A 20492-nucleotide genomic window follows, 5' to 3' on the forward strand; every position below is an offset into this window, starting at 1 on the left:
GGGCCGATCAGTGAAAACGCCTTGCGTCGGCACGCACTATCGGGCAAACGGGCACACGTTTTCTTGCGCTTTTGCCGGCAGAGGTGCCCATGTCGACCGCCATTTCCCCTCTCGCGCCCAAAAAATACCCAAAGATGCCGGCCATCGAGGGCGTGCGCATCGCCACTGCCGAGGCGGGCATTAAATACAAGGGCCGCACCGACCTGCTGGCCATGGTCTTCGATGCCGGTACTGCCGTTGCCGGTGTGTTCACTCGTTCGAAATGCCCGTCGGCACCGGTCGATTTCTGCCGTGACAATCTTGCCGGCGGCAAGGCGCGCATCCTGGTGGTCAATTCGGGCAATGCCAACGCTTTCACCGGCAAGAAGGGCCGCGAATCAACCACGCTGACCGGCAAGGCTGCGGCCACGGCTGCCGGCTGCACACCGGGCGAAGTGTTCCAGGCATCCACCGGCGTTATCGGCGAGCCGCTCGATTCGGGCCGTTTCAGCCATCTTCTGGCGGGTCTGGTGAAAGACGGCAAGCCCGATCTGTGGACGGAAGCCGCCAAGGCGATCATGACTACGGACACCTATCCCAAGGTGGCGACCGCCACGGTCAAGCTCGGCGACACCGACGTCACCATCAACGGCATCGCCAAGGGCGCGGGCATGATCGCGCCCGACATGGCGACGATGCTGTCCTTCGTCGCCACCGATGCGCCGATCGCCGCTCCCGTGCTGCAGGCGCTGCTTTCCAAGGGCGTCGCGCCGACCTTCAACGCCGTCACCGTCGACAGCGACACCTCGACCAGCGACACGCTGCTGCTGTTTGCCACCGGTGCTGCCGCCAAGCGCGGCGCACCGGCAATCACCGACATCAGGGATGCGCGGCTCGGGCAGTTCAAGCGGGCGCTGAACAAGATCCTGAAGAACCTTGCGCTGCAGGTGGTTCGCGACGGCGAGGGCGCGCGCAAGCAGGTGGAAGTCACCGTCACCGGTGCCAAGTCTGCGCGCTCGGCCAAGCGCATCGCGCTTTCCATCGCCAATTCGCCGCTGGTCAAGACGGCGGTGGCCGGCGAGGACGCCAATTGGGGCCGCGTCGTCATGGCCGTCGGCAAGGCCGGCGAGCCGGCAGACCGCGATCTGCTGTCGATCTGGTTCGGCGACAATCGCCTCGCCCATAATGGCGAGCGCGACCCGGATTATTCCGAGGAAGCGACCTCCGCCTATATGAAGCGCGACGAGGTCCGCATCCGTGCCGACATCGGCATCGGCCGCGGCAAGGCGACGGTGTGGACCTGCGACCTGACCAAGGAATATGTCGCCATCAACGGCGACTATCGGAGCTGATGACGGGCGTGGACGACAAGCGCCCGACACCGGAACTGGCAAAAGTTCGCCGCTATGAGGCGGCGGGTTTTCGTGCATGGCCGGCGGCGACGGTTCACTATGACGGCACCTGGGTGGTGCGGCTCACCGCCGGCCATCCGGCCAAGCGGCTGAATTCGGTCAATCCGCTCGACCCCGGCGATGTCGGCAATCTCAAGGAGCGCATTGCCCGCGCCGCGCGCCGCTTCGATTCCTACGGCCGTCCGCTCACCTTCCGCATGTCGCCGCTGTCCGGGCCGGTGCTGTCCAGCCATCTCGACGATCTCGGCTGGGACGTTTTTTCCGAATCGCTGGTCATGCGGCTGCCGCTGGAAGGTGCGGGCGTGGAGAGTGCCCTCGACCAGATCCCGCTGAAGGATATCGGCCGCTTCATCGGCGCTGCCCTCAAGGTTCACGGCCTGCCGTCCTCGCTGCGGCCCGGTCTTTCCGAAATCATCGGCTCGATCCAGCCAGAGGCCGGCCTGTTCGTGCTGGAAAACGACAAGCCGCTGGCCACTGCCATCTGCGTGCAGGAAGGCGATATTGCCGGCCTGTTCGAGATCGCGACGGATGCCGCCGAGCGCGGAAAGGGCCATGGCCGCCGCATTGTTCTGTCGGCGCTGAAATGGGCGAAGTCTCGCGGCGCGCGCGAGGCATGGCTCCAGGTCGAGGCCGACAACGAAGCTGCCCGCCATGTCTATGGGTCGCTCGGCTTCAAAGAAGTCTACCGCTACCACTACCGCCGCCCGCCGGAAGCCTGAGCATGAGCGGCGAGGGCAAGCGCATTCTTCTGGTCGCGGCCTGCGCGCTGGTCGACACCGACGGCCGCGTGCTTCTGGCCCAGCGCCCGGAAGGCAAGACGCTGGCCGGCCTGTGGGAGTTTCCCGGTGGCAAGGTCGAGCCCGGCGAAACGCCGGAGGAAACGCTGATCCGCGAGCTGCGCGAAGAGATCGGCATCGAGACCAAGGTGGCCTGCCTTGCGCCGCTCACCTTCGCCAGCCACAGCTACGAGACCTTTCACCTGCTGATGCCGCTCTATGTCTGCCGGCGGTTCGAAGGCACGCCTCATCCGCGCGAGGGGCAGGTGCTGAAATGGGTGCGGCCGAAGCAGATGCGCGACTATCCCATGCCGCCGGCCGACGAGCCGCTGATCCCGTTCCTGATCGATCTTTTGTGAGCGGCTGAGCGTTTCAAGCCGGTTCCGGCAATCTTGCACCCATCGCTTCGGCGATAAGGTCGAAATCGTGCGCGCTCACCGAAAACAGGCCGAAGCGGAATTGGTAGCCCCAGTTGCGGTGCCCGGCGGTGAAATCCAGCGCATCCAGCAGCGGCCTGATCGGCGCTTCGCAAGCGGCAAGCCAATCCACATCGCGACGATAGGGGCGGAAGCCGCAGCCCGTGTCGAACAGATAGGGATCGCCGCTGCGAGCCCTGCCGATGGCCGTGAAGGCCTGCAATTTGTCATTGCCGCCGAATGTCACCGAGGGCGAGTAATAGGCAATGCCGTCGCCCGCCGCGATGCGCCTCAGCGGTCCCGCCTTGCCGTGGCAGACCTGCATGAAACCGTCCGCGCGGCCGCGGCGGACATGCTCGGCAGAGGCGATTGCGATCCAGTTGTTGGGCATGGTGGTGCTCCTGTGGTGGGGTTGGTTGCTTGTGAGAATTCCCCTCTCCGTCTCGGCTTCGCCGAGCCACCTCTCCCCATTTCATGGGGCGAGGAACCCAAGTCCTAAAGCGTCGCGGCCGAGCAGAACCTAGGTTCCTCGCCCCGCTTGCGGGGAGAGGTGGCGCGCGAAGCGCGACGGAGAGGGGACTTGCACTTTGCTATCAAACCGGCGCAACCACCCGTATCCGATGTCCATCCGGATCGAGCGCAACGAAATTGCGGCCGAAGTGCAGGTCGGTTGGTTCCATGACGATCTTCAGCTCGCGTCCGGCCCAGTCGGCATGGGTGGCGTCCAGCTTGGACGCGCCGTCGATGACCAACACCAGCTCAGTGCTGCTGCCGGTGAAATCGGCGGCTGGAACCGCGCCGTTCTTGGCCCAGAGCGCGATGGTAAAGCCGTTTTCCAGCGTCAGCGTGATGAAACCGGGCGAGGAACGCTGCGGCTCGCGGCCAAGCAGATCCTGGTAAAAAAGCGCGCTCTTTTCCGCATCGGTGACATAGAGCAGCATGAAAGTGTGGGACATCGGTGTGGTCTCCTGTTGGCGATGAGGAGAGCATAAGAGTCGACACTGTCAGATTCTGGCAGTAGCGATTACTGCGGTTGCGGAATGCCCTGGATGTCGCGCCATTCCTTCAGCAAGACCGGACGTCGGCGTGGATAGCGCGTGTCGGTCGCGGCAAGATCGGACATGCGGTCGGTGCGGAAGTGGCGAAAGTCCTGCCGCAGCTCGCACCATGCCACCAGCACGCGCACCCGGTCGAAATAGCCGAGCGCGAAGGGCCAGACCATGCGCCGCGTGCCCGCGCCGCCGCTGTCCTGATAGGTAAGCTCGAGCTTGCGTTCAGCGCGGATCGCCTTGCGCAGCACGCCGAGATCGACATTGTCGGCTGCGGTCGCGGGTGGGCCGACGAGCAAGGTCGAGGCATCGAGGCTTTCGCGCAGGTCGACTGGGAGCACCGCTGCGACCTTGGCCAGCGCATCGCGGGCGGCGGCCGACAGGCGGTTGTCCGCCTGCTTGGCCACCCAGCGCGAGCCGAGCACCAGCGCTTCGATCTCGTCTTCCGAAAACATCAGCGGCGGCAGCATGAAGCCGGGCCGCAGGATGTAGCCGAGGCCAGGCTCGCCCTCGATATGTGCGCCCTGCGCCTGAAGCGTGGCGATGTCGCGGTAGAGCGTGCGGATGCTGATGCCGAGTTCGGCGGCCAGCGTCAGCCCGCTGACCGGCCGGCGGTAGCGGCGCAGGGTCTGGATGAGGTCGAGCAGGCGTTCGGATCGCGACATGGCGGTTCCCGTCATAGCGAACGATGGTGCCATATTCTGGCAGTAATGATGTCTGGCACAACTGCTTTTCCATCAGGCGCCCGAAATCATCCTTGCCAAAACCAGAGGCCGCAATTATGGGATGCCAAATTGGGATACCAAACTGGCATCCCTTAAAATCTTGATGGCCGAGCCTCAAAGCCGGCGAGGCAGGTTCCCATGTCCCAGATGCTCCAGATCCATGACCAGCTGCGCGAAATGATCCTGTCGCTCGACCTCGCACCGGGCGAACGGCTGACCGAGCGCTGGCTGGAGAGCCGTTTCGGCGGCTCGCGCACGCCGGTGCGGGCAGCGCTCGTGCGGCTGGAGGCCGAGGAGCTGGTTCAGCGCGACGGCCGCAACTGGATCGTCGCGCCGATCGATCTCGGCGAGATCGCAGCACTGACCGAGTTCCGCGAGGCGCTGGAGACGGCAGCCGTGCGCCATGCCTGCGCGCGGGCGACGGATGCCGATATCGATGCGGTCGAGGATCTGTTGAATGCCTGCGAGCCGGATGCGCCGCGCGAGGAATGGCACCGCGTCGGCACTGATTTCCACGTCGAACTGGCGCGGCTTTCCGGCAACGACTTTCTGGTCAAGGCGATTTCGGCTGCGATGACCAAGCTGTCGCGGGCGCGCTGGCTGGAAGTACGCACCGAGGAAGCCCGGGGCAATGCCTTTGCCGAGCATCGCCATGTTCTCGACCTCATACGCCGGCGCGATGCTGACGCTGCGGCTGAAGCCATTTGCGGGCATATCCGCGATACGCGCGACCGGCTGCTGCGTTCGCTGGAGGACGACCGGCGTGGCCTCAGGGCGCGCGGCTTTGCCATCATCGGGGCAGCCTGACCATGGACGCGCGTTCAGACACAGCCGCCAAGCCCGACGCGGACGGTTACTCCCCTTATTGGCGGCGCAACCTGTTCGTTTGTTTCGCCGGCTCTTTCACCAACATCGTTGCGATGACGCTGCTGCTGCCGTTCCTGCCGCTCTATGTCGAGCAGCTCGGCGTTACCGATCATGCGGCGATCGTCCAGTGGTCGGGCATCGCCTATGGAGCAACCTTCTTTTCCGCCGCTCTCACCGCCCCGCTTTGGGGCAGGCTCGGCGACCGCTACGGCCGCAAAACCATGCTGATCCGCGCCAGCCTCGGCATGGCCGTGTCGATGTCGCTGATCGGTCTGGCGGGCAATGTCTGGCAGCTGGTGGGCTTGCGCCTTTTTGCCGGCGTCGCCGGTGGCTACACCTCCGGCTCGATGATCCTCGTCGCCACGCAGACGCCGAAGAACAGGTCAGGCTGGGCGCTCGGCATGCTGTCGTCGGGCATCATGGCAGGCAATCTCGTCGGTCCGCTGGTCGGTGGTGCCTTGCCGCCGCTCATCGGTGTGCGCAACACGTTTTTCCTGGCCGGCGGGGTCATTTTCCTGGCCTTCCTCGCGACGACCTTCCTGATCCGCGAAGACAAACGCCCGCGCCGTGAAAAAACGGCGAAGGAAAGCGCCGGCTGGTCCGCCGTTCCCGACAAGCGGCCGGTGCTGGCCATGATCGTGACCGGCCTGCTGCTGATGATCGCGATCATGTCGATCGAGCCGATCATCACCGTCTATGTCGCGCAGCTTGTGGCCGATGCCGGCAAGGTGACCATGGTCTCCGGCCTCACCATGTCGGCGGCGGCCCTTGGCAGCATCGTGTCTGCCTCGCAGCTCGGCAAGCTTGCAGACCGCATAGGCCATTGGACGGTCATCACCGGCTGCCTCGCAGTATCCGCCGTGTTGTTGATCCCGCAGGCCTTCGTCACGGCAAGCTGGCAGCTCGTCTTCCTGCGCTTCCTCATGGGGCTGGCGCTGGGCGGGCTTTTGCCCTGCATCGCCAGCGTCATCCGCCACAATGTGCCGGACCGTATCGCCGGCAACATCCTCGGCATATCGACCTCGTCGCAATATGCCGGGCAGGTCATCGGCCCGCTCGCCGGCGGCTTCGTCGGCGGCCATATCGGCATGCGCGCGGTATTTCTCGGCACGGCGGTGCTGATGGCGGCAGGTGCTGCCTACAACTGGCTGGCGCGGCCGAATTCGCGGGCCGATCAACGTTAATCAATCCTTTATGCAATCGTGAAAAATTGATTGAGGGGCTGCCGAGCATTGGATCGGCTTGGGTTTTGCGCGAGGGGAAGTGCGGATGTCACCTGAAGAGCAGTGGGAAACCGTTCGTGGCGAACGCGCCTGGCGCCTCGGAAGTGCCGGCATGGGCGTTCTGCGCATCAGCCTGCTGTTCGGCTCGGCCGCCGTCGCCTTCGCCCTTTTGGCAACGCCTCTTCTCGACCAGCGCACGCGCCTCGACAGCGCGCGGGCCAACCTCGACATGATGAGCACGGGCTCCATCGGTCAGAGCCACAGCTATACGGTTCGCCGCAGCGTGCTCCAGTCTTCGCCCACTGCCGTCTGCGTCATCCGCGCCAATGGCGCCCGCAGCGGCGATTGCTGATTTCCACACGGCATTTCATCAGCCATTAAGGCTGTTGCGTTAACCTTTCTTAATGGGTCGGCCTTATGCTGTCGGCAAAGGGGTGAAGAGACCAATGCGGCGACTGTTTCAGCGTTTTCTCAAAGACGAAAGCGGCGCGACCATGGTCGAGTATGCGGTCATCGTCACCGTGTTGTCGCTGGTTATCGTCGCTGGCGTCGGCCAGGCCAGCAACGCGCTCCAGTATCTCTTCAGCAGCACCGACAGCGAACTTGTGAAAGTGCTTGGAAAGTAGCCGGCATCGCCAGCGCCTAATCGTCCTTCTGCTCGCCCAATATTTTTGCCAGCGAAACCTGCGCCGAGCCCGGCTTGAGCGGCTTCTGCTGCGAAGCGTCCGGCGCCCATCCAGACAGCCAGATGAACGAGAACGTCGCCCGGATGCGCCCGTCCGGGTCGGAAAAGCGCTCGGCATAGATTTCGGCGGCGCGGCGGAACAGTTCGCGCGTTGCCGGCCTGCGTGAACGCGCAATCAGTGCATTGGCAGCACCCATGGCGCGCAGGTCGGCGATCAGCGCAAACATATGGTCGTAGCGCACCGTCACCGTCTCGACATCGGTGACCGGCAGGGCAAAGCCCGAACGCTGGAGCAGCGCGCCGGCATCGCGCACATCGGTGAAGGGGATGACGCGCGGGCTGACCCCGCCGAGGATTTCGGTCTCTGCTGCAAGCAGGCTTTCCCGTAATTCCGTCAGCGTATCCGAGCCTGCCATCGCGCCAAGGAACAAGCCGTCCGGCCTCAAGGCGCGGCGAATCTGGATCAGCATGCCGGGAATGTCGTTGACCTCCTGCAAGGCCAGCAGGGAAACGGCCAGATCGACGCTTTCCGGCTCTAGCGGCAGCGTTTCAGGCTCGGCGACCATGCCTGCGTTGTCGCCGAGAAAGGCATTGTCGGCCTCGACCCGCAGCACATTTTCCGCCTTGCCGCTGGAAAGCACCGCGTCGCGCGCAGCAGGCGTGACGCAGAAGACGGTTATCGCCTTCTCGAAGCGCCGTTCGACCGCTGCGAGCCGCTCTGCAAGATCGTCGGCCACCCGCGCCATCAGGAAATCCACGCCAGTAACGCCTTTCGCCAGCGCGCGGCGCTTGCGTTCGATCATGAGGCTGGTGTCGAAAATCGGCTGCAATTGCTTGTCGTCCTTGATGTTTCCGCGCCATCCACCCTATGGTCGGAAAAACGCCTGCAACGTCGTGGCCGATCCGATGCCGCAATTCAAGACCCTTGCCCGTGCGGCGCTGGATTGGCCGGCGCGTGTGCTGTTTCCGCCGGTCTGTGCCGGCTGCCGCCGTCAGGTGTCGCAGCCGGGCTCGCTGTGCCCGCATTGCTGGCCGCAACTGCGCTTTCTCGAAAAGCCGTGGTGCGAGATCATGGGCACGCCGTTTCTGCACGACATGGGGCAGGGGTTCCTCTCCGCCGAGGCCATCGCCAACCCGCCGCCCTTCGAGCGTTCGCGTGCGGCCGTTTCCTATTCCGGCGTTGCCCGGCGCATGGTGCAGGGCCTGAAATATTCCGACAAGACCGACCTTGCGCCGTGGATGGCGCGCTGGATGCTGCGGGCGGGCGCCGAACTCGTCACCGACGCCGATGTCGTCGTGCCGGTGCCGCTGCACTGGCGGCGCTTCCTGCAACGCCGTTTCAACCAGTCGGCCGAGCTTGCCCGCGTCGTAGCCACGCTTTCCGGCCTGCCCTATGCGCCGACGGCCGTGGCTCGCGTAAAAGTCACGCGTCAACAGGTCGGTCTTCCTCGTGCCGAGCGCGAGGACAATGTGCGCGCTGCCTTCCGCGTGCCGCCGGAGCAGGACATTCAGGTCCGTGGCCGCCGCGTGCTGGTGGTGGACGACGTCTACACCACAGGTGCTACGGTTTGCGCTGTTGCCAAGGCGTTGAAAAAGAACGGCGCCAGCGCCGTCGATGTGCTGACCTTCGCCCGCGTGCTGCCGGGGGACTTCCGGCCCGACGAGGCAGCCACTATATAGGATTCACAACGTCAGGATTACGATATGGTCGATGTGACGATCTACACCCGCGCCATGTGCGGTTATTGCAGTGCTGCCAAGCGGCTGCTCGACAAGAAGGGCGTGGCCTACAAGGAGCAGGACGCCTCGTTTTCGCCGGAACTGCGGCAGGAAATGATCGCGCGCGCCAATGGCGGCTCGACCTTCCCGCAGATATTCGTCGGCGACGTCCATGTCGGCGGTTGCGACGATCTTCATGAACTCGATGCGCGCGGCCAGCTTGACGGCCTGCTCGCCACTGGCCGTTTGGGCTGAGGAGGAAACGATGAGCAAATTCAAGGCCGCCGCCATCCAGATGCGCTCGGGCATCGATCCGAAGCGCAATGTCGAAACTTTCGAAGCGCTGGTGCGCGAAGCGGCGGGGCAGGGCGCCACCTACATCCAGACGCCGGAAATGACCGGCGCTATCGTCAGCGACAGCGAAGCCCGGCAATCTGCCTTCACCACGCAGGATCGCGATATCATCGCGGCAGCGTCCGCAAGGCTGTCGCGTGAGCTCGGCATCTTCCTGCATATCGGCTCGACGGCCATCGTGCGCGCCGATGGGAAGCTTGCCAACCGGGCGCTGCTTTACTCACCCGAGGGCGCGTCGATTGCGCTCTACGACAAGATCCACATGTTCGATGTCGATCTCGACAATGGCGAAAGCTGGCGCGAATCGAACGCCTATGAGGCCGGAACCGAGGCGGTCGTCGCCGAGCTTCCCTTCGCCAAGCTCGGCTTCGCCATCTGCTACGACGTGCGCTTTCCGCAGCTTTTCCGCGCCGAGGCGCTGGCAGGCGCCGATGTGCTGACCGCACCGGCCGCCTTTACCCGCCAGACCGGCGAGGCGCACTGGCACGTGCTCCAGCGCGCCCGCGCCATCGAAAACGGCGCCTTCATGATCTCGGCTGCACAAGGCGGCAAGCATGAGGACGGCCGCGAAACCTATGGCCACTCGCTGATCGTCGACCCCTGGGGCAAGATCATCGCCGAGGCCGATCATGACGAGCCCGGCGTCATCGTCGCCGAGATCGACACGGCGCTTTCGGCGGCCGCCCGCAAGAAAATCCCGAACCTCAAGAACGCGCGAGAATTCGCCGTGAACACCATCGCCGCGGAGGGCGTTTCGCTCCGGGGAGCGGCGTCTTGATCAAGTTCTCGCTCACCTGCGAGCGTTCGCATGATTTCGAAGGCTGGTTCCGCAACAACGAGGACTTCGAGAAGCAGCAGAAGCGCGGCCTCGTCGATTGCCCGGCCTGCGGCTCGCACAAGGTCGAGAAGGCGCTGATGGCGCCTGCCGTTTCGACCGGCCGCAAGAAGGAAAAGATCGCGCTCGCCATGAACGAGCAGCAGCGCGCCGCCATGGCGCAGCTCAAAGCGCTGTCGGAAAAGATCCGCGAGAATTCGGACTATGTCGGCGACAAATTCGCCGAGGAAGCGCGCAAGATCCACTTCGGCGAATCCGACGCGCGCGGCATCTACGGCGAAGCGACGCTCGACGAGGCCAAGAGCCTCGCCGAAGACGGCGTCGAGTTCATGCCGATCCCGACATTCCCCGACGACCAGAATTGAAAGGAACTACCTCCTTGAGGCCTGCCGGATAGCTTCATCCAGCGATCGAAAGGCCGCTTCCTCGAAAGTACAGCAAACCATCGGCTCAAACGTCGCGACAAGCTGTTCGTATCATCCCATGATACTTATCTGTTGACAAGCAGCGCGTATCGCCGCATGGTACGTAGAGGGCGGGGACATGATACGGTCGTTCAAAGACAAGGCGAGCGAGTTGGTTCTGAGAGGTCGAACCCCTAAAGGGTTCCCGGCCAATCTTGTTCGCTCGGCTCAGCGGAAGCTCTACATGATTGAGCACGCTGTCGAATTGAGGGATCTGATGTCACCTCCCGGAAACCGACTGGAGGTGTTGAAAGGCGACCGCGCCGGCCAGTACTCAATTCGGATCAACGATCAGTTTCGCGTCTGCTTTCGGTGGGCAGACGGCCATGCAGAGGACGTTGAAATCACCGACTACCACTAAAGACTTGGTAACCGCCTATCTGGCACACCACTACTTTTATTTACTCAAAGGTTCACGGTCATGAACACCCATTTCGCACCCCCGATACATCCCGGAGAGATACTTCGTGAAGAATATCTAGCGCCGCTGCATCTGAAGCCCTACACGCTGGCCAAGAGGCTCAACGTACCCCGCACCCGCATTGAGAGGCTGGTTGCGGAACACACCCCTGTCACCCCGGATACGGCCCTCAGACTTGGCAGGTTCTTTGGAACGACACCGCAGTTCTGGATGAACATGCAGGCCGGATTCGACATCGCGGTTGAAGCAAAAGCCAAGATGGCCGACCTCGAAAAGATCGAGCCGCTGACAGCAGAGAATTTCGCAGAGGCGAGACTTTCGGCCTAAGCCGCGCACCATGCTTTGTAGGCCACGACCGTCCCGGCGGGCGGGATCGCGTCATATTGGTGGTCTCGACGATAAGCACACTGCCCTCGTAGCGCTGATAATCCCATGAAAAACCTATGGAACTCGGCCATCGGCCTGCTGCTGGTCAACGGCGCGCTGCTGGGGCTGACGCTGCCCTTTGGCAAGATGGCGGGGCAGGCCGGCGTCGCGCCGATGCTTTGGGCCTTCGTCATCTCGTTCGGCGCGGGCGGCGTTCTCCTCTGCGCGCTTCTGGCGCGGGGGCAGCGCATTGCGCTGAATGCCCACAAGCTGCGCTATTTCGTCGTCACGGCGACGATCTCCTACGCCATTCCGAACCTGCTGCTGCTTTCGGCGATCCCGCATCTCGGCGCCGGCTACACCGGCATCATGTTCACCCTGTCGCCGGTCATCACACTGGTGCTTTCGATTCTGCTCGGCGTGCGCCGCCCGAACGGGCTCGGCATTGCCGGCATTGCCGTCGGCTTCGTCGGGGCCGCGATGGTGGCGCTGACGCGCGGCGAGGCGGTCCAGCCGGCGGAATTGTTCTGGGTCATCGTCGGGCTGCTGGTTCCGGTCAGCCTCGCCGCCGGGAATATCTATCGCAGCTATGACTGGCCGGCCGATGCAGGCCCGATCGAACTTGCCGCCGGCAGCCATCTCGCCTCGGCAGTGATTCTCCTAACTGCGATAGTGACCGTTGGCGGCGGCTTGTCGTCATTCGGCGCATTGGCCGGCGAGCCCGTTCTGGTGCTGGCGCAGGTTGCCGCCGCATCGACGATGTTTGCGGTGTTCTTCCGGCTGCAGGCGGTCGGCGGGCCGGTCTATCTCAGCCAGATCGGCTATGTCGCCGCCGCGGTCGGCCTGATTTCAGGCACGTTCTTCCTCGGCGAGCGCTATCAGGCGTTGACCTGGATCGGTGCGGCGATCGTTACCGTCGGCGTCTTCATGACGACGCGCGCCCAGAACGGAAAGGCTTAAAAGCTTAAACCTCAGTTCGTCGGCGCGTGTTCCGTCAGGACCATGTAGTTGACGTCCATGTCCTTGGATTTCTGCCAGCGATCGGCAAGCGGGCTGTAGACGACGCCGGTGCGGTTGATGATGCGCATGCCGGCCTTGCCGAGCGAGCCTTCCAGCTCTTCCGGCCGCACCAGCTTGCCATATTGGTGCGTGCCACGCGGCAGCCAGCGCAGCAGATATTCCGCGCCAACGATCGCCAGTCCCAATGCCTTCAGCGTGCGGTTGATGGTGGCGACGAACATGATGCCGTCCGGCTTCACCATCTCGGAACATTTGGCGATGAACAGGTCGATGTCGGCGACATGCTCGACCACTTCCATGTTCAGCACGACGTCGAATTTCTCACCGGCCTCGGCCAGAGCTTCGGCGGTCGTGGCGCGGTAATCCACAGTCACGCCGGCTTCCGCCGCATGGAGCTTCGCCACCTCGATGTTGGTTTCCGAAGCATCCGCGCCCACCACTTCGGCGCCCAGGCGCGACATCGGCTCGCACAAAAGACCGCCGCCGCAGCCGATATCGAGGATGCGCAGGCCCTCGAAGGGCTTTGCGGCATGCGCATCGCGGCCGAAGCGGGCCGCCACCTGGTCGCGGATATAGGCGAGACGCACGGGATTGAATTTGTGCAGCGGGCGGAATTTCCCGTTGGGGTTCCACCATTCGGCTGCAAGCGCGGAGAAGCGTTCCACTTCTCCGGCGTCGATCGTCGATCGTCGGGCCTCGGGCATAGATTTGTCTCCTTCGACGCAAGGAAGTCGGGTTTGGGGCGAAAAATGTCAAGGCAACAATTTTTATCGACATTGGCGAAAGAGTGGATCGGCTGTGGAAAGATTTTTGAATGTTTTCAACCTAAGCATTTGTTTTCGTTCAGGCAGCGCATTTTTTCATGCCTGATTTTTCCACACCCTTTCCGCCTCCCGCATAATTCCAGCCAGTTCCTCCCATGGGAACATCGATCGCGACGGTGATCTGTGGGGAGGAACCGGCGCTTCCGTCTTGCGGCAAACGTAGCCGCAAGGCCGGGGAGGTTCCGTCCAAGGGTTCTCCTGCGGGTATTATGGCCCGCGCGTGCTGGACGAGCACATAGGCTCTGTCTTCATTCGTAAATGAATGAAAGCAGGGAGCAGCGGAACGGACGGGAACAGAAATCGCCGGCGGGGCGCGGAAGTCGCGCCACTTACTAAACACTAGGAAGGCACGGCCATGCGCCCCGCTTCCCGATCTTTGACAATGGCCAGATGCGAAAGCAGGCGTGGCGATGATGAAGCGCGCCTCACCTTCTCCCACAAGGGGAGAAGGATGAGACGCCGCCGCTCCCACCTTGCCTAACCCCATTGTTTTGGATAAGGAGGCCGCGACTTGGCAGATGCGGTTTCGCTCAGGCCTTCGTTTCGACTTTCCGGCGGCAGTGACAGGCCCTGGGCATAGCAAAGGGCATCCGGCTTCCATGGCGCGCATCGTGATGAAATTCGGCGGAACTTCCGTCGCCGACATCAGCCGCATTCGCAATGTGGCACGCCATGTCAAACGCGAGGTCGATGCCGGCCACGATGTCGCCGTCGTCGTCTCCGCCATGTCGGGCAAGACCAACGAACTGGTTGCCTGGACCCGCGACGCCTCGCCGATGCATGATGCCCGCGAATATGACGCCGTTGTCGCCTCGGGCGAACAGGTTACCGCTGGCCTGCTGGCGATCGCGCTGCAGAATATCGGCGTCCACGCCCGCTCATGGCAGGGCTGGCAGATCCCGATCAAGACCGACAACGCCCACGGTGCTGCGCGCATCATGGATATCGACGGCTCGTTCCTGATCCAGCGCTTTGGCGAAGGCCAGGTGGCCGTCATCGCCGGTTTCCAGGGCATCGGCCCGGACAACCGCATCGCCACGCTTGGCCGCGGCGGCTCGGACACCAGTGCCGTCGCCATTGCCGCCGCCGTCAAGGCGGATCGCTGCGACATCTACACCGATGTCGACGGCGTCTACACAACCGACCCGCGCATCGAGCCGAAGGCGCGGCGGCTTTCCAAGATTTCCTTCGAGGAAATGCTTGAAATGGCGTCGCTCGGCGCCAAGGTCTTGCAGGTGCGTTCGGTCGAGCTCGCCATGGTGCACCGGGTGCGCACCTTCGTCCGCTCGTCCTTCGACGATCCGGACGCGCCGGGAATGGGCGATCTTCTCAATCCGCCCGGAACGCTTATTTGCGACGAGGAAGAAATCGTGGAACAGCAGGTCGTCACCGGAATTGCTTACGCCAAGGATGAGGCCCAGATATCGCTGCGCCGCGTCTCCGACCGGCCGGGTGTCGCCGCCGGCATCTTCGGCCCGCTGGCCGAGGCAAACATCAATGTCGACATGATCGTCCAGAACATTTCCGAGGACGGCAAATCGACCGACATGACCTTCACCGTGCCGTCCGGCGATGTCGACAAGGCGCTGGCCGTGCTCGAAACGATTCGCCCGACGATCGGCTACGACGCCGTCCAGCACGACGACGGCATGTCCAAGGTTTCGGTCATCGGCATCGGCATGCGCAGCCACGCCGGCGTTGCTGCGACCGCTTTCAAGGCACTTGCCGAAAAAAGCATCAATATCCGTGCGATAACGACCTCCGAGATCAAGATTTCGATCCTGATCGACGGTCCCTACACGGAACTTGCGGTTCGCACTTTGCATTCCGTCTACGGTCTGGATAAGCAGTAGACAGATAGATTTTTTCGGTCCCCCATTAGCCGGCGTGTGGCATTATGCACGCCGGCCAATGATAGTTGGAGACGGCATCTGATGCGTGACACGGCCGGCGGTCCACGCGTTCTCTTGAAACGGCTTCGCGAGCTGATGGCGGAGCCGCTTGAAGCGCAGGAGCGGCTTGACCGCATCGTGCGCGACATCGCCCAGAACATGGTGGCCGAAGTCTGCTCGCTCTATGTGCTGCGCGCCGATTCGGTTCTCGAACTCTACGCCACCGAAGGTCTCAATCCCGGCGCGGTCCACCTGGCGCAGTTGCGGCTCGGACAGGGTCTGGTCGGCACCATCGCGGCCAGCGCGCGTGCGCTGAACCTGTCTAATGCGCAGGAACATCCAGCCTTTGCCTATCTCCCGGAAACGGGCGAAGAAATCTACAATTCCTTCCTCGGCGTGCCGGTGCTCAGGGCAGGGCGCACGCTGGGCGTGCTTGTCGTCCAGAATAGGACGCAGCGGCATTATCGCGAAGACGAGGTCGAGGCGCTGGAAACCACCGCCATGGTGATTGCCGAGATGATCGCCACCGGCGATCTCGCCCGGCTGACGCGCCATGACGGGCTGGAGCTCGACCTGCGCCGCCCGGCGAGCTTCAAGGGTCTCTCGTTCAACGAAGGCGTCGGGCTCGGCCATGTCGTGCTGCATGAGCCACGCATCGTCGTCACCAACCTGTTCAACGAGGACAGTGAGCAGGAAATGCGCCGCCTCGAATTGGCGCTCGGGTCGCTGCGGCTCTCCATCGACGACATGCTGTCGCGCCGCGAGGTCGCCTTCGAAGGCGAGCATCGCGAGGTGCTGGAAGCCTACCGCATGTTCGCCAATGACCGTGGCTGGGTGCGCCGGCTGGAGGAGGCGGTTAGCAACGGCCTGACCGCCGAAGCCGCCGTCGAAAAGGTGCAGAGCGACATGCGCGCGCGCATGCTGCATATGACCGACCCCTATCTGCGCGAGCGGATGAGCGATTTCGACGATCTCGCCAACCGCCTGCTGCGCCAGTTGATGGGCCGTGCGCCGGAGGATGTTGCGGCCTCGCTGCCGAAGGATGCGATCGTCGTCGCCCGCTCGATGGGTGCTGCCGAGCTGCTCGACTATCCACGCGAGAAGCTGCGCGGCCTCGTGCTGGAAGACGGAGCCGCCACCAGCCACGTCGTCATCGTGGCGCGCGCCATGGGCATTCCCGTCGCCGGCCAGATGAAGGGCGCCGTCTCGATGGCGGAAAACGGCGATGCGATCATCGTCGACGGCGAGGACGGCACCATTCACCTGCGGCCCCAACCGGACCTCGAAGCTGCCTATGCCGAAAAAGTCCGGTTCCGAGCGCGCCGGCAGGAACTGTACCGCGAACTGCGCAGCAAGCCGTCGATTTCCAGGGACGGCATCCATATCGATCTCCTGATGAATGCCGGGCTCGCCGTCGACCTGCCGCAACTGGCCGAGGCGGGTGCGAGCGGCATTGGCCTGTTCCGCACCGAATTGCAGTTCATGGTCGCCTCGACATTCCCGCGCGCCGAAGCACAGGAGCGGCTCTATCGCGATGTGCTCGACGCGGCCCAGGGCAAGCCCGTCACCTTCCGCACCATCGATATTGGCGGCGACAAGGTGCTGCCCTATTTCAAGGGCTCGGTCCATGAAGAAAACCCGGCGCTTGGCTGGCGCGCCATCCGCCTGACGCTCGATCGGCCCGGTCTCCTGCGCGCGCAGGTCCGGGCATTGCTCAAGGCTGCCGGCGGACGCGAACTGAAGCTGATGCTGCCGATGGTGACCGAGCTTGGCGAGATCGCGCAGGCCCGCGAACTCATCGAGCGCGAGGTGCGGCATCTGTCGCGCTTTGCCCACCATCTGCCGACCAGCCTCAAGCTCGGCGCGATGCTCGAAGTGCCGTCGCTGCTGTGGCAGATCGACGAATTGATGCAGACGGTGGATTTCGTTTCCGTCGGTTCCAACGACCTGTTCCAGTTCGTCATGGCAACGGATCGCGGCAACACGCAGCTTTCGGATCGCTTCGACCCCCTGTCGGTGCCGTTCCTGCGGGTGCTCAAGCACATAGCCGACGCCGGCCATCGCAATCACACGCCGGTGACGCTTTGCGGAGAACTCGCGGGCAAGCCGATTTCGGCAATGGCGCTGGTCGGTCTCGGCTATCGCTCGATCTCGATGTCACCCGCCTCGATCGGCCCGGTCAAGGCGATGCTGGCCGAATTGCCGGTTGTGGAGTTGACGGCGTTCCTGCACGACAATATGTCCGGTCCAACCGTCGGCCTGCCTATGCGCGCGCTGTTGCAGACCTTTGCCGACGACCGCTCCATTCCGCTTTGAAATTCAGGTGAGGGCGGCCTGACGTGCATCTCGTCGAGTACAAATAACGATGATCAGCTTGCCCCGCGACCGCATGGACCAGGTAGTGAAGCGCTTCGACATGCTCGAAGCGCAGATGGCGGCCGGTCCCGACCCCGAAGCCTATGTCAAGATGGCCTCGGAATACTCCGACATCCAGGATATGGTCGCCAGGATCAGGGAGCTTCGTTCCGCCGAGCAGGAACTTGCCGATCTCGAAACCATGCTGGCTGACAAGGGCACTGATGCCGAGATGCGGGCGCTGGCCGAAGGCGAGTTGCCGGGCGTCGAGGAAAAGATCGAAACGCTGCAAAAGGACATCCAGATCCTGCTGCTGCCCAAGGATGCCGCCGACGAAAAGAACGCGATCCTTGAAATCCGCGCCGGCACCGGCGGCGACGAAGCCGCACTTTTCGCCGGCGATCTGTTTCGCATGTATGAGCGCTACGCTGCCGAGCAAGGCTGGCGTTTCGAGGCTGCGTCCGCAAGCGAAGGCGAGGTCGGCGGCTACAAGGAAATCATCGCCACGGTGTCGGGCAAGGGCGTCTTTGCCAAGCTGAAGTTCGAATCCGGTGTGCACCGGGTCCAGCGCGTGCCGGCGACTGAAGGCAGCGGGCGCATCCACACTTCGGCGGCGACAGTTGCGGTGCTGCCGGAGGCTGAAGAAGTCGATATCGAGATACGCTCGGAAGACATCCGCATCGACACGATGCGCGCCTCGGGTTCGGGCGGCCAGCACGTCAACACCACCGACTCGGCGGTCCGCATTACCCATCTGCCCACCGGCATCATGGTGGTGCAGGCCGAAAAATCGCAGCACCAGAACAGGGCGCGCGCCATGCAGATCCTGCGGGCGCGGCTGTTCGACATGGAGCGGTCGAAGGCGGACGAAGAGCGCTCGGAATCGCGCAAATCGCAGGTCGGCTCAGGCGATCGCTCGGAGCGCATCCGCACCTATAATTTTCCGCAAGGCCGCGTAACCGACCACCGCATCAACCTCACGCTCTACAAGCTCGACCGGGTGATGATGGGCGAGCTCGACGAGATCATCTCGGCGCTGATTTCCGATCACCAGTCGAAGCTTCTTGCCGACATCGGGCTGGATGGCTGAGACCTCGAAAACCGCCACGCTGTCAGGCGCTTTCCGCGCCGCGCGGGACAGGCTTGCGGGAGCTGGCGTCGAAAATCCGGCGCTGGATGCGCGGCTGATCGTCGAGCATTTTTCCGGCACGACGCGCAAGGACGCCATATTGATGCCGGACCACGTTCTCGGCGCGGAGGTACTCGCCGCGATCGAGGCTGCGATAGCCAGGCGGACTGTGGGGGAGCCGGTTCATCGGATCCTCGGGTTTCGCGAGTTCTATGGCCTGAAGTTTTATCTCTCGCCTGAGACGCTGGAGCCCCGCCCGGATACCGAGACGCTTGTCGACATGGTGCTGCCATTCGTGCGTGAGACAGCGGAGCGGGAAGGGGAGTGCCGTATACTCGATCTTGGCACCGGCACCGGTGCGATCCCGCTTGCTTTGTTGAGCCAGGTGGAAAAGGCGGTCGCGGTTGGCGCCGATATTTCGCAAGGTGCGCTGACCACGGCTCGGCGAAATGCTGGGGAATTGGGGCTTGCGAGCCGGTTCACTGCGAAAAAATCCGACTGGTTTGCAAAAATTTCCGGGCGCTTCCATTTAATCGTCTCAAATCCGCCCTATATAGCTACCAAAGATATTTATGGCCTTGAGCGAGACGTGCGAGACTTTGATCCGCATCTTGCGCTTGATGGCGGAGACGATGGTCTCGATCCCTATCGCATCATAGCCGCAGAAGCGGCAGTTCATCTGGAACGAGGCGGCAAGATCGCCCTGGAAATCGGATTCGATCAGAGGATAGACGTTACAGGCATTTTCCGCGAAGCGGGTTATGAGCTCGCAGTCGCAAGACATGACCTTGCCGGAAATGACCGTGCGCTGTTTTTCCAACGTTGAATCAAAGTGTTGTATTGAATCGAAAAAATACTTGGCAACTCTAGGGAATGCCGCTAGGTTCGAATTACCGGATGAGACGAAGCAGGCAGTGCTGTTATCGATTCGGTTCCCTTGGAAACAAACTGCCTTCTTGCGTAAACGACGCTTTTGCTTCGTGTGGGGATCACCCGGCAAGTGACAAGAGACCAAACGGAATGGCACGTGACGCCAACGCAATTGATGCGGGCGAACACCATCGTAAGTACACGAAACGGCTGGCCGCCGAGGCGCCCCGTTTGCGCAATTTTTTATAAATCATGAAGAGAGTCGGATGAGGCCACAACAGCAGAACAGGCGCATGCGCGGCCGCAACAACAATGGCGGTAGCGGCAGCAATAATAATAACAATAACAACAACAATAATAACAACCGCAAAGGGCCAAACCCGCTGACGCGCAATTACGAAAGCAACGGTCCGGATGTTAAAATCCGCGGCTCGGCGCAACAGATCGCCGAAAAATACGCCACGCTTGCCCGCGATGCACAAAGTGCCGGCGACCGCGTGATGGCGGAAAACTACCTGCAGCATGCCGAGCATTACAATCGCATCATTGCTGCCGCCCAGGCGCAGATGCCGATCCAGCATGTGCAGCAACAGAACCGCGACGACATGGATGACGATGCGGATCAGGATTTCGACAATGCCGGCAATGCGGTCAACGCGCCGCAGCATGGCAATGGACAGCAGGCCGGTGGTCAGGAGCCCGAGGCGTCTCAGGATGCCAGCGATGGTTCCGGGCCGCAGCCGGTCATCGAGGGCACGCCCGCCGAAGTCGCGCTGAACACCGAAACGGCGACCGAACCTTCGGCTGGTCGCGGCCGTGGCCGCCGCCCGAGGCCGCCACAGGCAGCACCTGCGCCGGAACCGGTCGCGGAAGCTGCTCCGGTAGCCGAAGCTGCTCCAGCTGTAGAGTCTGCCCCGGCAGCTGAGGCTGCTGGTGAAGAAGCTGCCCCGGCACCGCGCCGCGGCCGTCGTCCGCGCCGTGGCGAGCGCCTTCCCGATGAAGCGAAGGCAGATGCATCTGCCGAGGCCGCGCCGGATGCGGATGGCAATACGGTTCTGGCAGCCGTCAACAGCTGATCGATCTTTCTGTCGACAGGAATATGCGGCGGGGA

Annotated in this window: 24 protein-coding genes; 19 read left to right on the top strand and 5 right to left on the bottom strand. The window is 63.0% G+C overall.

Annotated features, from left to right (window positions below):
- Positions 1-89 precede the first annotated feature (89 nt).
- The 3 genes from argJ to mutT are packed head-to-tail and all read left to right on the top strand — an operon-like array spanning position 90 to position 2526.
- Complete coding sequence (gene argJ, locus G6N74_RS27955) at positions 90-1331, top strand: bifunctional glutamate N-acetyltransferase/amino-acid acetyltransferase ArgJ (RefSeq protein WP_165121271.1); 1242 nt, start codon at positions 90-92, stop codon at positions 1329-1331.
- The gene (locus G6N74_RS27960; protein WP_165121272.1) at positions 1331-2110 is read left to right on the top strand and encodes a GNAT family N-acetyltransferase; all 780 of its coding nucleotides are present in this window, start codon (positions 1331-1333) and stop codon (positions 2108-2110) included. The genes argJ and G6N74_RS27960 overlap by 1 nt, the downstream gene beginning before the upstream one ends.
- A 2-nt stretch (positions 2111-2112) precedes the next feature.
- The gene (gene mutT, locus G6N74_RS27965) at positions 2113-2526 is read left to right on the top strand and encodes an 8-oxo-dGTP diphosphatase MutT (RefSeq protein ID WP_165121273.1); all 414 of its coding nucleotides are present in this window, start codon (positions 2113-2115) and stop codon (positions 2524-2526) included.
- Between the two features lie 13 nt (positions 2527-2539).
- Here mutT and G6N74_RS27970 read toward each other — a convergent pair whose 3' ends face one another.
- The 3 genes from G6N74_RS27970 to G6N74_RS27980 all read right to left on the bottom strand — a co-directional run bounded on the left by G6N74_RS27970 (position 2540) and on the right by G6N74_RS27980 (position 4297).
- Positions 2540-2974, bottom strand: a complete 435-nt coding sequence (locus tag G6N74_RS27970) for an EVE domain-containing protein (RefSeq protein WP_165121274.1) — start codon at positions 2972-2974, stop codon at positions 2540-2542.
- Positions 2975-3176: 202 nt separating this feature from the next.
- Complete coding sequence (locus G6N74_RS27975; protein ID WP_165121275.1) at positions 3177-3539, bottom strand: VOC family protein; 363 nt, start codon at positions 3537-3539, stop codon at positions 3177-3179.
- A 68-nt stretch (positions 3540-3607) separates the two neighbouring features.
- On the bottom strand, positions 3608-4297 hold the full coding sequence (locus tag G6N74_RS27980) for a helix-turn-helix transcriptional regulator (protein WP_165121276.1): 690 nt from the start codon (positions 4295-4297) through the stop codon (positions 3608-3610).
- A 198-nt stretch (positions 4298-4495) separates the two neighbouring features.
- Between G6N74_RS27980 and G6N74_RS27985 the strand changes: the two genes are divergently transcribed.
- From G6N74_RS27985 to G6N74_RS28000, 4 genes are all read left to right on the top strand, one after another.
- The gene (locus G6N74_RS27985; protein WP_165121277.1) at positions 4496-5164 is read left to right on the top strand and encodes a GntR family transcriptional regulator; all 669 of its coding nucleotides are present in this window, start codon (positions 4496-4498) and stop codon (positions 5162-5164) included.
- A 2-nt stretch (positions 5165-5166) separates the two neighbouring features.
- Positions 5167-6408 carry a multidrug efflux MFS transporter gene (locus G6N74_RS27990; RefSeq protein WP_165121278.1) on the top strand — a complete coding sequence of 414 codons (1242 nt, stop codon included), beginning with the start codon at positions 5167-5169 and terminating at the stop codon, positions 6406-6408.
- A gap of 85 nt (positions 6409-6493) precedes the next feature.
- Positions 6494-6799 (top strand): hypothetical protein, encoded by a 306-nt coding sequence (locus tag G6N74_RS27995; protein WP_165121279.1) that lies wholly within the window; start codon positions 6494-6496, stop codon positions 6797-6799.
- A gap of 94 nt (positions 6800-6893) precedes the next feature.
- Positions 6894-7073, top strand: a complete 180-nt coding sequence (locus G6N74_RS28000) for a Flp family type IVb pilin (RefSeq protein ID WP_165121280.1) — start codon at positions 6894-6896, stop codon at positions 7071-7073.
- Between the two features lie 16 nt (positions 7074-7089).
- Here G6N74_RS28000 and G6N74_RS28005 read toward each other — a convergent pair whose 3' ends face one another.
- Positions 7090-7962: a methyltransferase domain-containing protein gene (locus G6N74_RS28005; RefSeq protein WP_165121281.1), complete on the bottom strand. Its 873-nt coding sequence runs from the start codon at positions 7960-7962 to the stop codon at positions 7090-7092.
- A 64-nt stretch (positions 7963-8026) separates the two neighbouring features.
- Here G6N74_RS28005 and G6N74_RS28010 point away from each other — a divergent pair, with 64 nt between their 5' ends.
- From G6N74_RS28010 to G6N74_RS28040, 7 genes are all read left to right on the top strand, one after another.
- Positions 8027-8812 carry a ComF family protein gene (locus tag G6N74_RS28010; protein WP_165121299.1) on the top strand — a complete coding sequence of 262 codons (786 nt, stop codon included), beginning with the start codon at positions 8027-8029 and terminating at the stop codon, positions 8810-8812.
- Positions 8813-8836: 24 nt separating this feature from the next.
- Positions 8837-9106: a glutaredoxin 3 gene (grxC, locus tag G6N74_RS28015; RefSeq protein WP_165121282.1), complete on the top strand. Its 270-nt coding sequence runs from the start codon at positions 8837-8839 to the stop codon at positions 9104-9106.
- 10 nt (positions 9107-9116) lie between these two features.
- The gene (locus tag G6N74_RS28020; protein ID WP_165121283.1) at positions 9117-9983 is read left to right on the top strand and encodes a carbon-nitrogen hydrolase family protein; all 867 of its coding nucleotides are present in this window, start codon (positions 9117-9119) and stop codon (positions 9981-9983) included.
- Positions 9980-10405, top strand: coding sequence for a DUF1178 family protein (locus G6N74_RS28025; protein WP_165121284.1), 426 nt, complete (start codon positions 9980-9982; stop codon positions 10403-10405). Before G6N74_RS28020 ends, G6N74_RS28025 begins: the two co-directional genes overlap by 4 nt.
- Positions 10406-10583: 178 nt before the next feature.
- Positions 10584-10865 (top strand): type II toxin-antitoxin system RelE/ParE family toxin, encoded by a 282-nt coding sequence (locus G6N74_RS28030; RefSeq protein WP_165121285.1) that lies wholly within the window; start codon positions 10584-10586, stop codon positions 10863-10865.
- Between the two features lie 60 nt (positions 10866-10925).
- Positions 10926-11252 carry a HigA family addiction module antitoxin gene (locus G6N74_RS28035; protein ID WP_165121286.1) on the top strand — a complete coding sequence of 109 codons (327 nt, stop codon included), beginning with the start codon at positions 10926-10928 and terminating at the stop codon, positions 11250-11252.
- Between the two features lie 105 nt (positions 11253-11357).
- Positions 11358-12251, top strand: a complete 894-nt coding sequence (locus G6N74_RS28040) for a DMT family transporter (RefSeq protein ID WP_165121287.1) — start codon at positions 11358-11360, stop codon at positions 12249-12251.
- Positions 12252-12262: 11 nt separating this feature from the next.
- On the opposite strand, the gene ubiG is transcribed toward G6N74_RS28040, so the two are convergent.
- Positions 12263-13015: a bifunctional 2-polyprenyl-6-hydroxyphenol methylase/3-demethylubiquinol 3-O-methyltransferase UbiG gene (ubiG, locus tag G6N74_RS28045; protein ID WP_165121288.1), complete on the bottom strand. Its 753-nt coding sequence runs from the start codon at positions 13013-13015 to the stop codon at positions 12263-12265.
- 719 nt (positions 13016-13734) lie between these two features.
- On the opposite strand from ubiG, the gene G6N74_RS28050 reads away from it, so the two are divergent.
- From G6N74_RS28050 to G6N74_RS28070, 5 genes are all read left to right on the top strand, one after another.
- Positions 13735-14988 (top strand): aspartate kinase, encoded by a 1254-nt coding sequence (locus tag G6N74_RS28050; RefSeq protein ID WP_165121289.1) that lies wholly within the window; start codon positions 13735-13737, stop codon positions 14986-14988.
- A gap of 81 nt (positions 14989-15069) precedes the next feature.
- A complete protein-coding gene (gene ptsP, locus G6N74_RS28055; protein ID WP_165121290.1) occupies positions 15070-17343 on the top strand; it encodes a phosphoenolpyruvate--protein phosphotransferase in 2274 nt (757 codons plus the stop codon).
- A gap of 49 nt (positions 17344-17392) precedes the next feature.
- Entirely contained in the window at positions 17393-18472 is a 1080-nt protein-coding gene (gene prfA / locus G6N74_RS28060; RefSeq protein ID WP_165121291.1) for a peptide chain release factor 1, read from the top strand.
- Positions 18465-19337, top strand: coding sequence for a peptide chain release factor N(5)-glutamine methyltransferase (gene prmC / locus G6N74_RS28065; RefSeq protein WP_165121292.1), 873 nt, complete (start codon positions 18465-18467; stop codon positions 19335-19337). Before prfA ends, prmC begins: the two co-directional genes overlap by 8 nt.
- A gap of 310 nt (positions 19338-19647) precedes the next feature.
- Complete coding sequence (locus tag G6N74_RS28070) at positions 19648-20457, top strand: DUF4167 domain-containing protein (protein WP_165121293.1); 810 nt, start codon at positions 19648-19650, stop codon at positions 20455-20457.
- Positions 20458-20492: the final 35 nt, after the last annotated feature.

The sequence above is a fragment of the Mesorhizobium zhangyense genome (assembly GCF_011045115.1).
Lineage (GTDB): Bacteria > Pseudomonadota > Alphaproteobacteria > Rhizobiales > Rhizobiaceae > Mesorhizobium_M > Mesorhizobium_M zhangyense.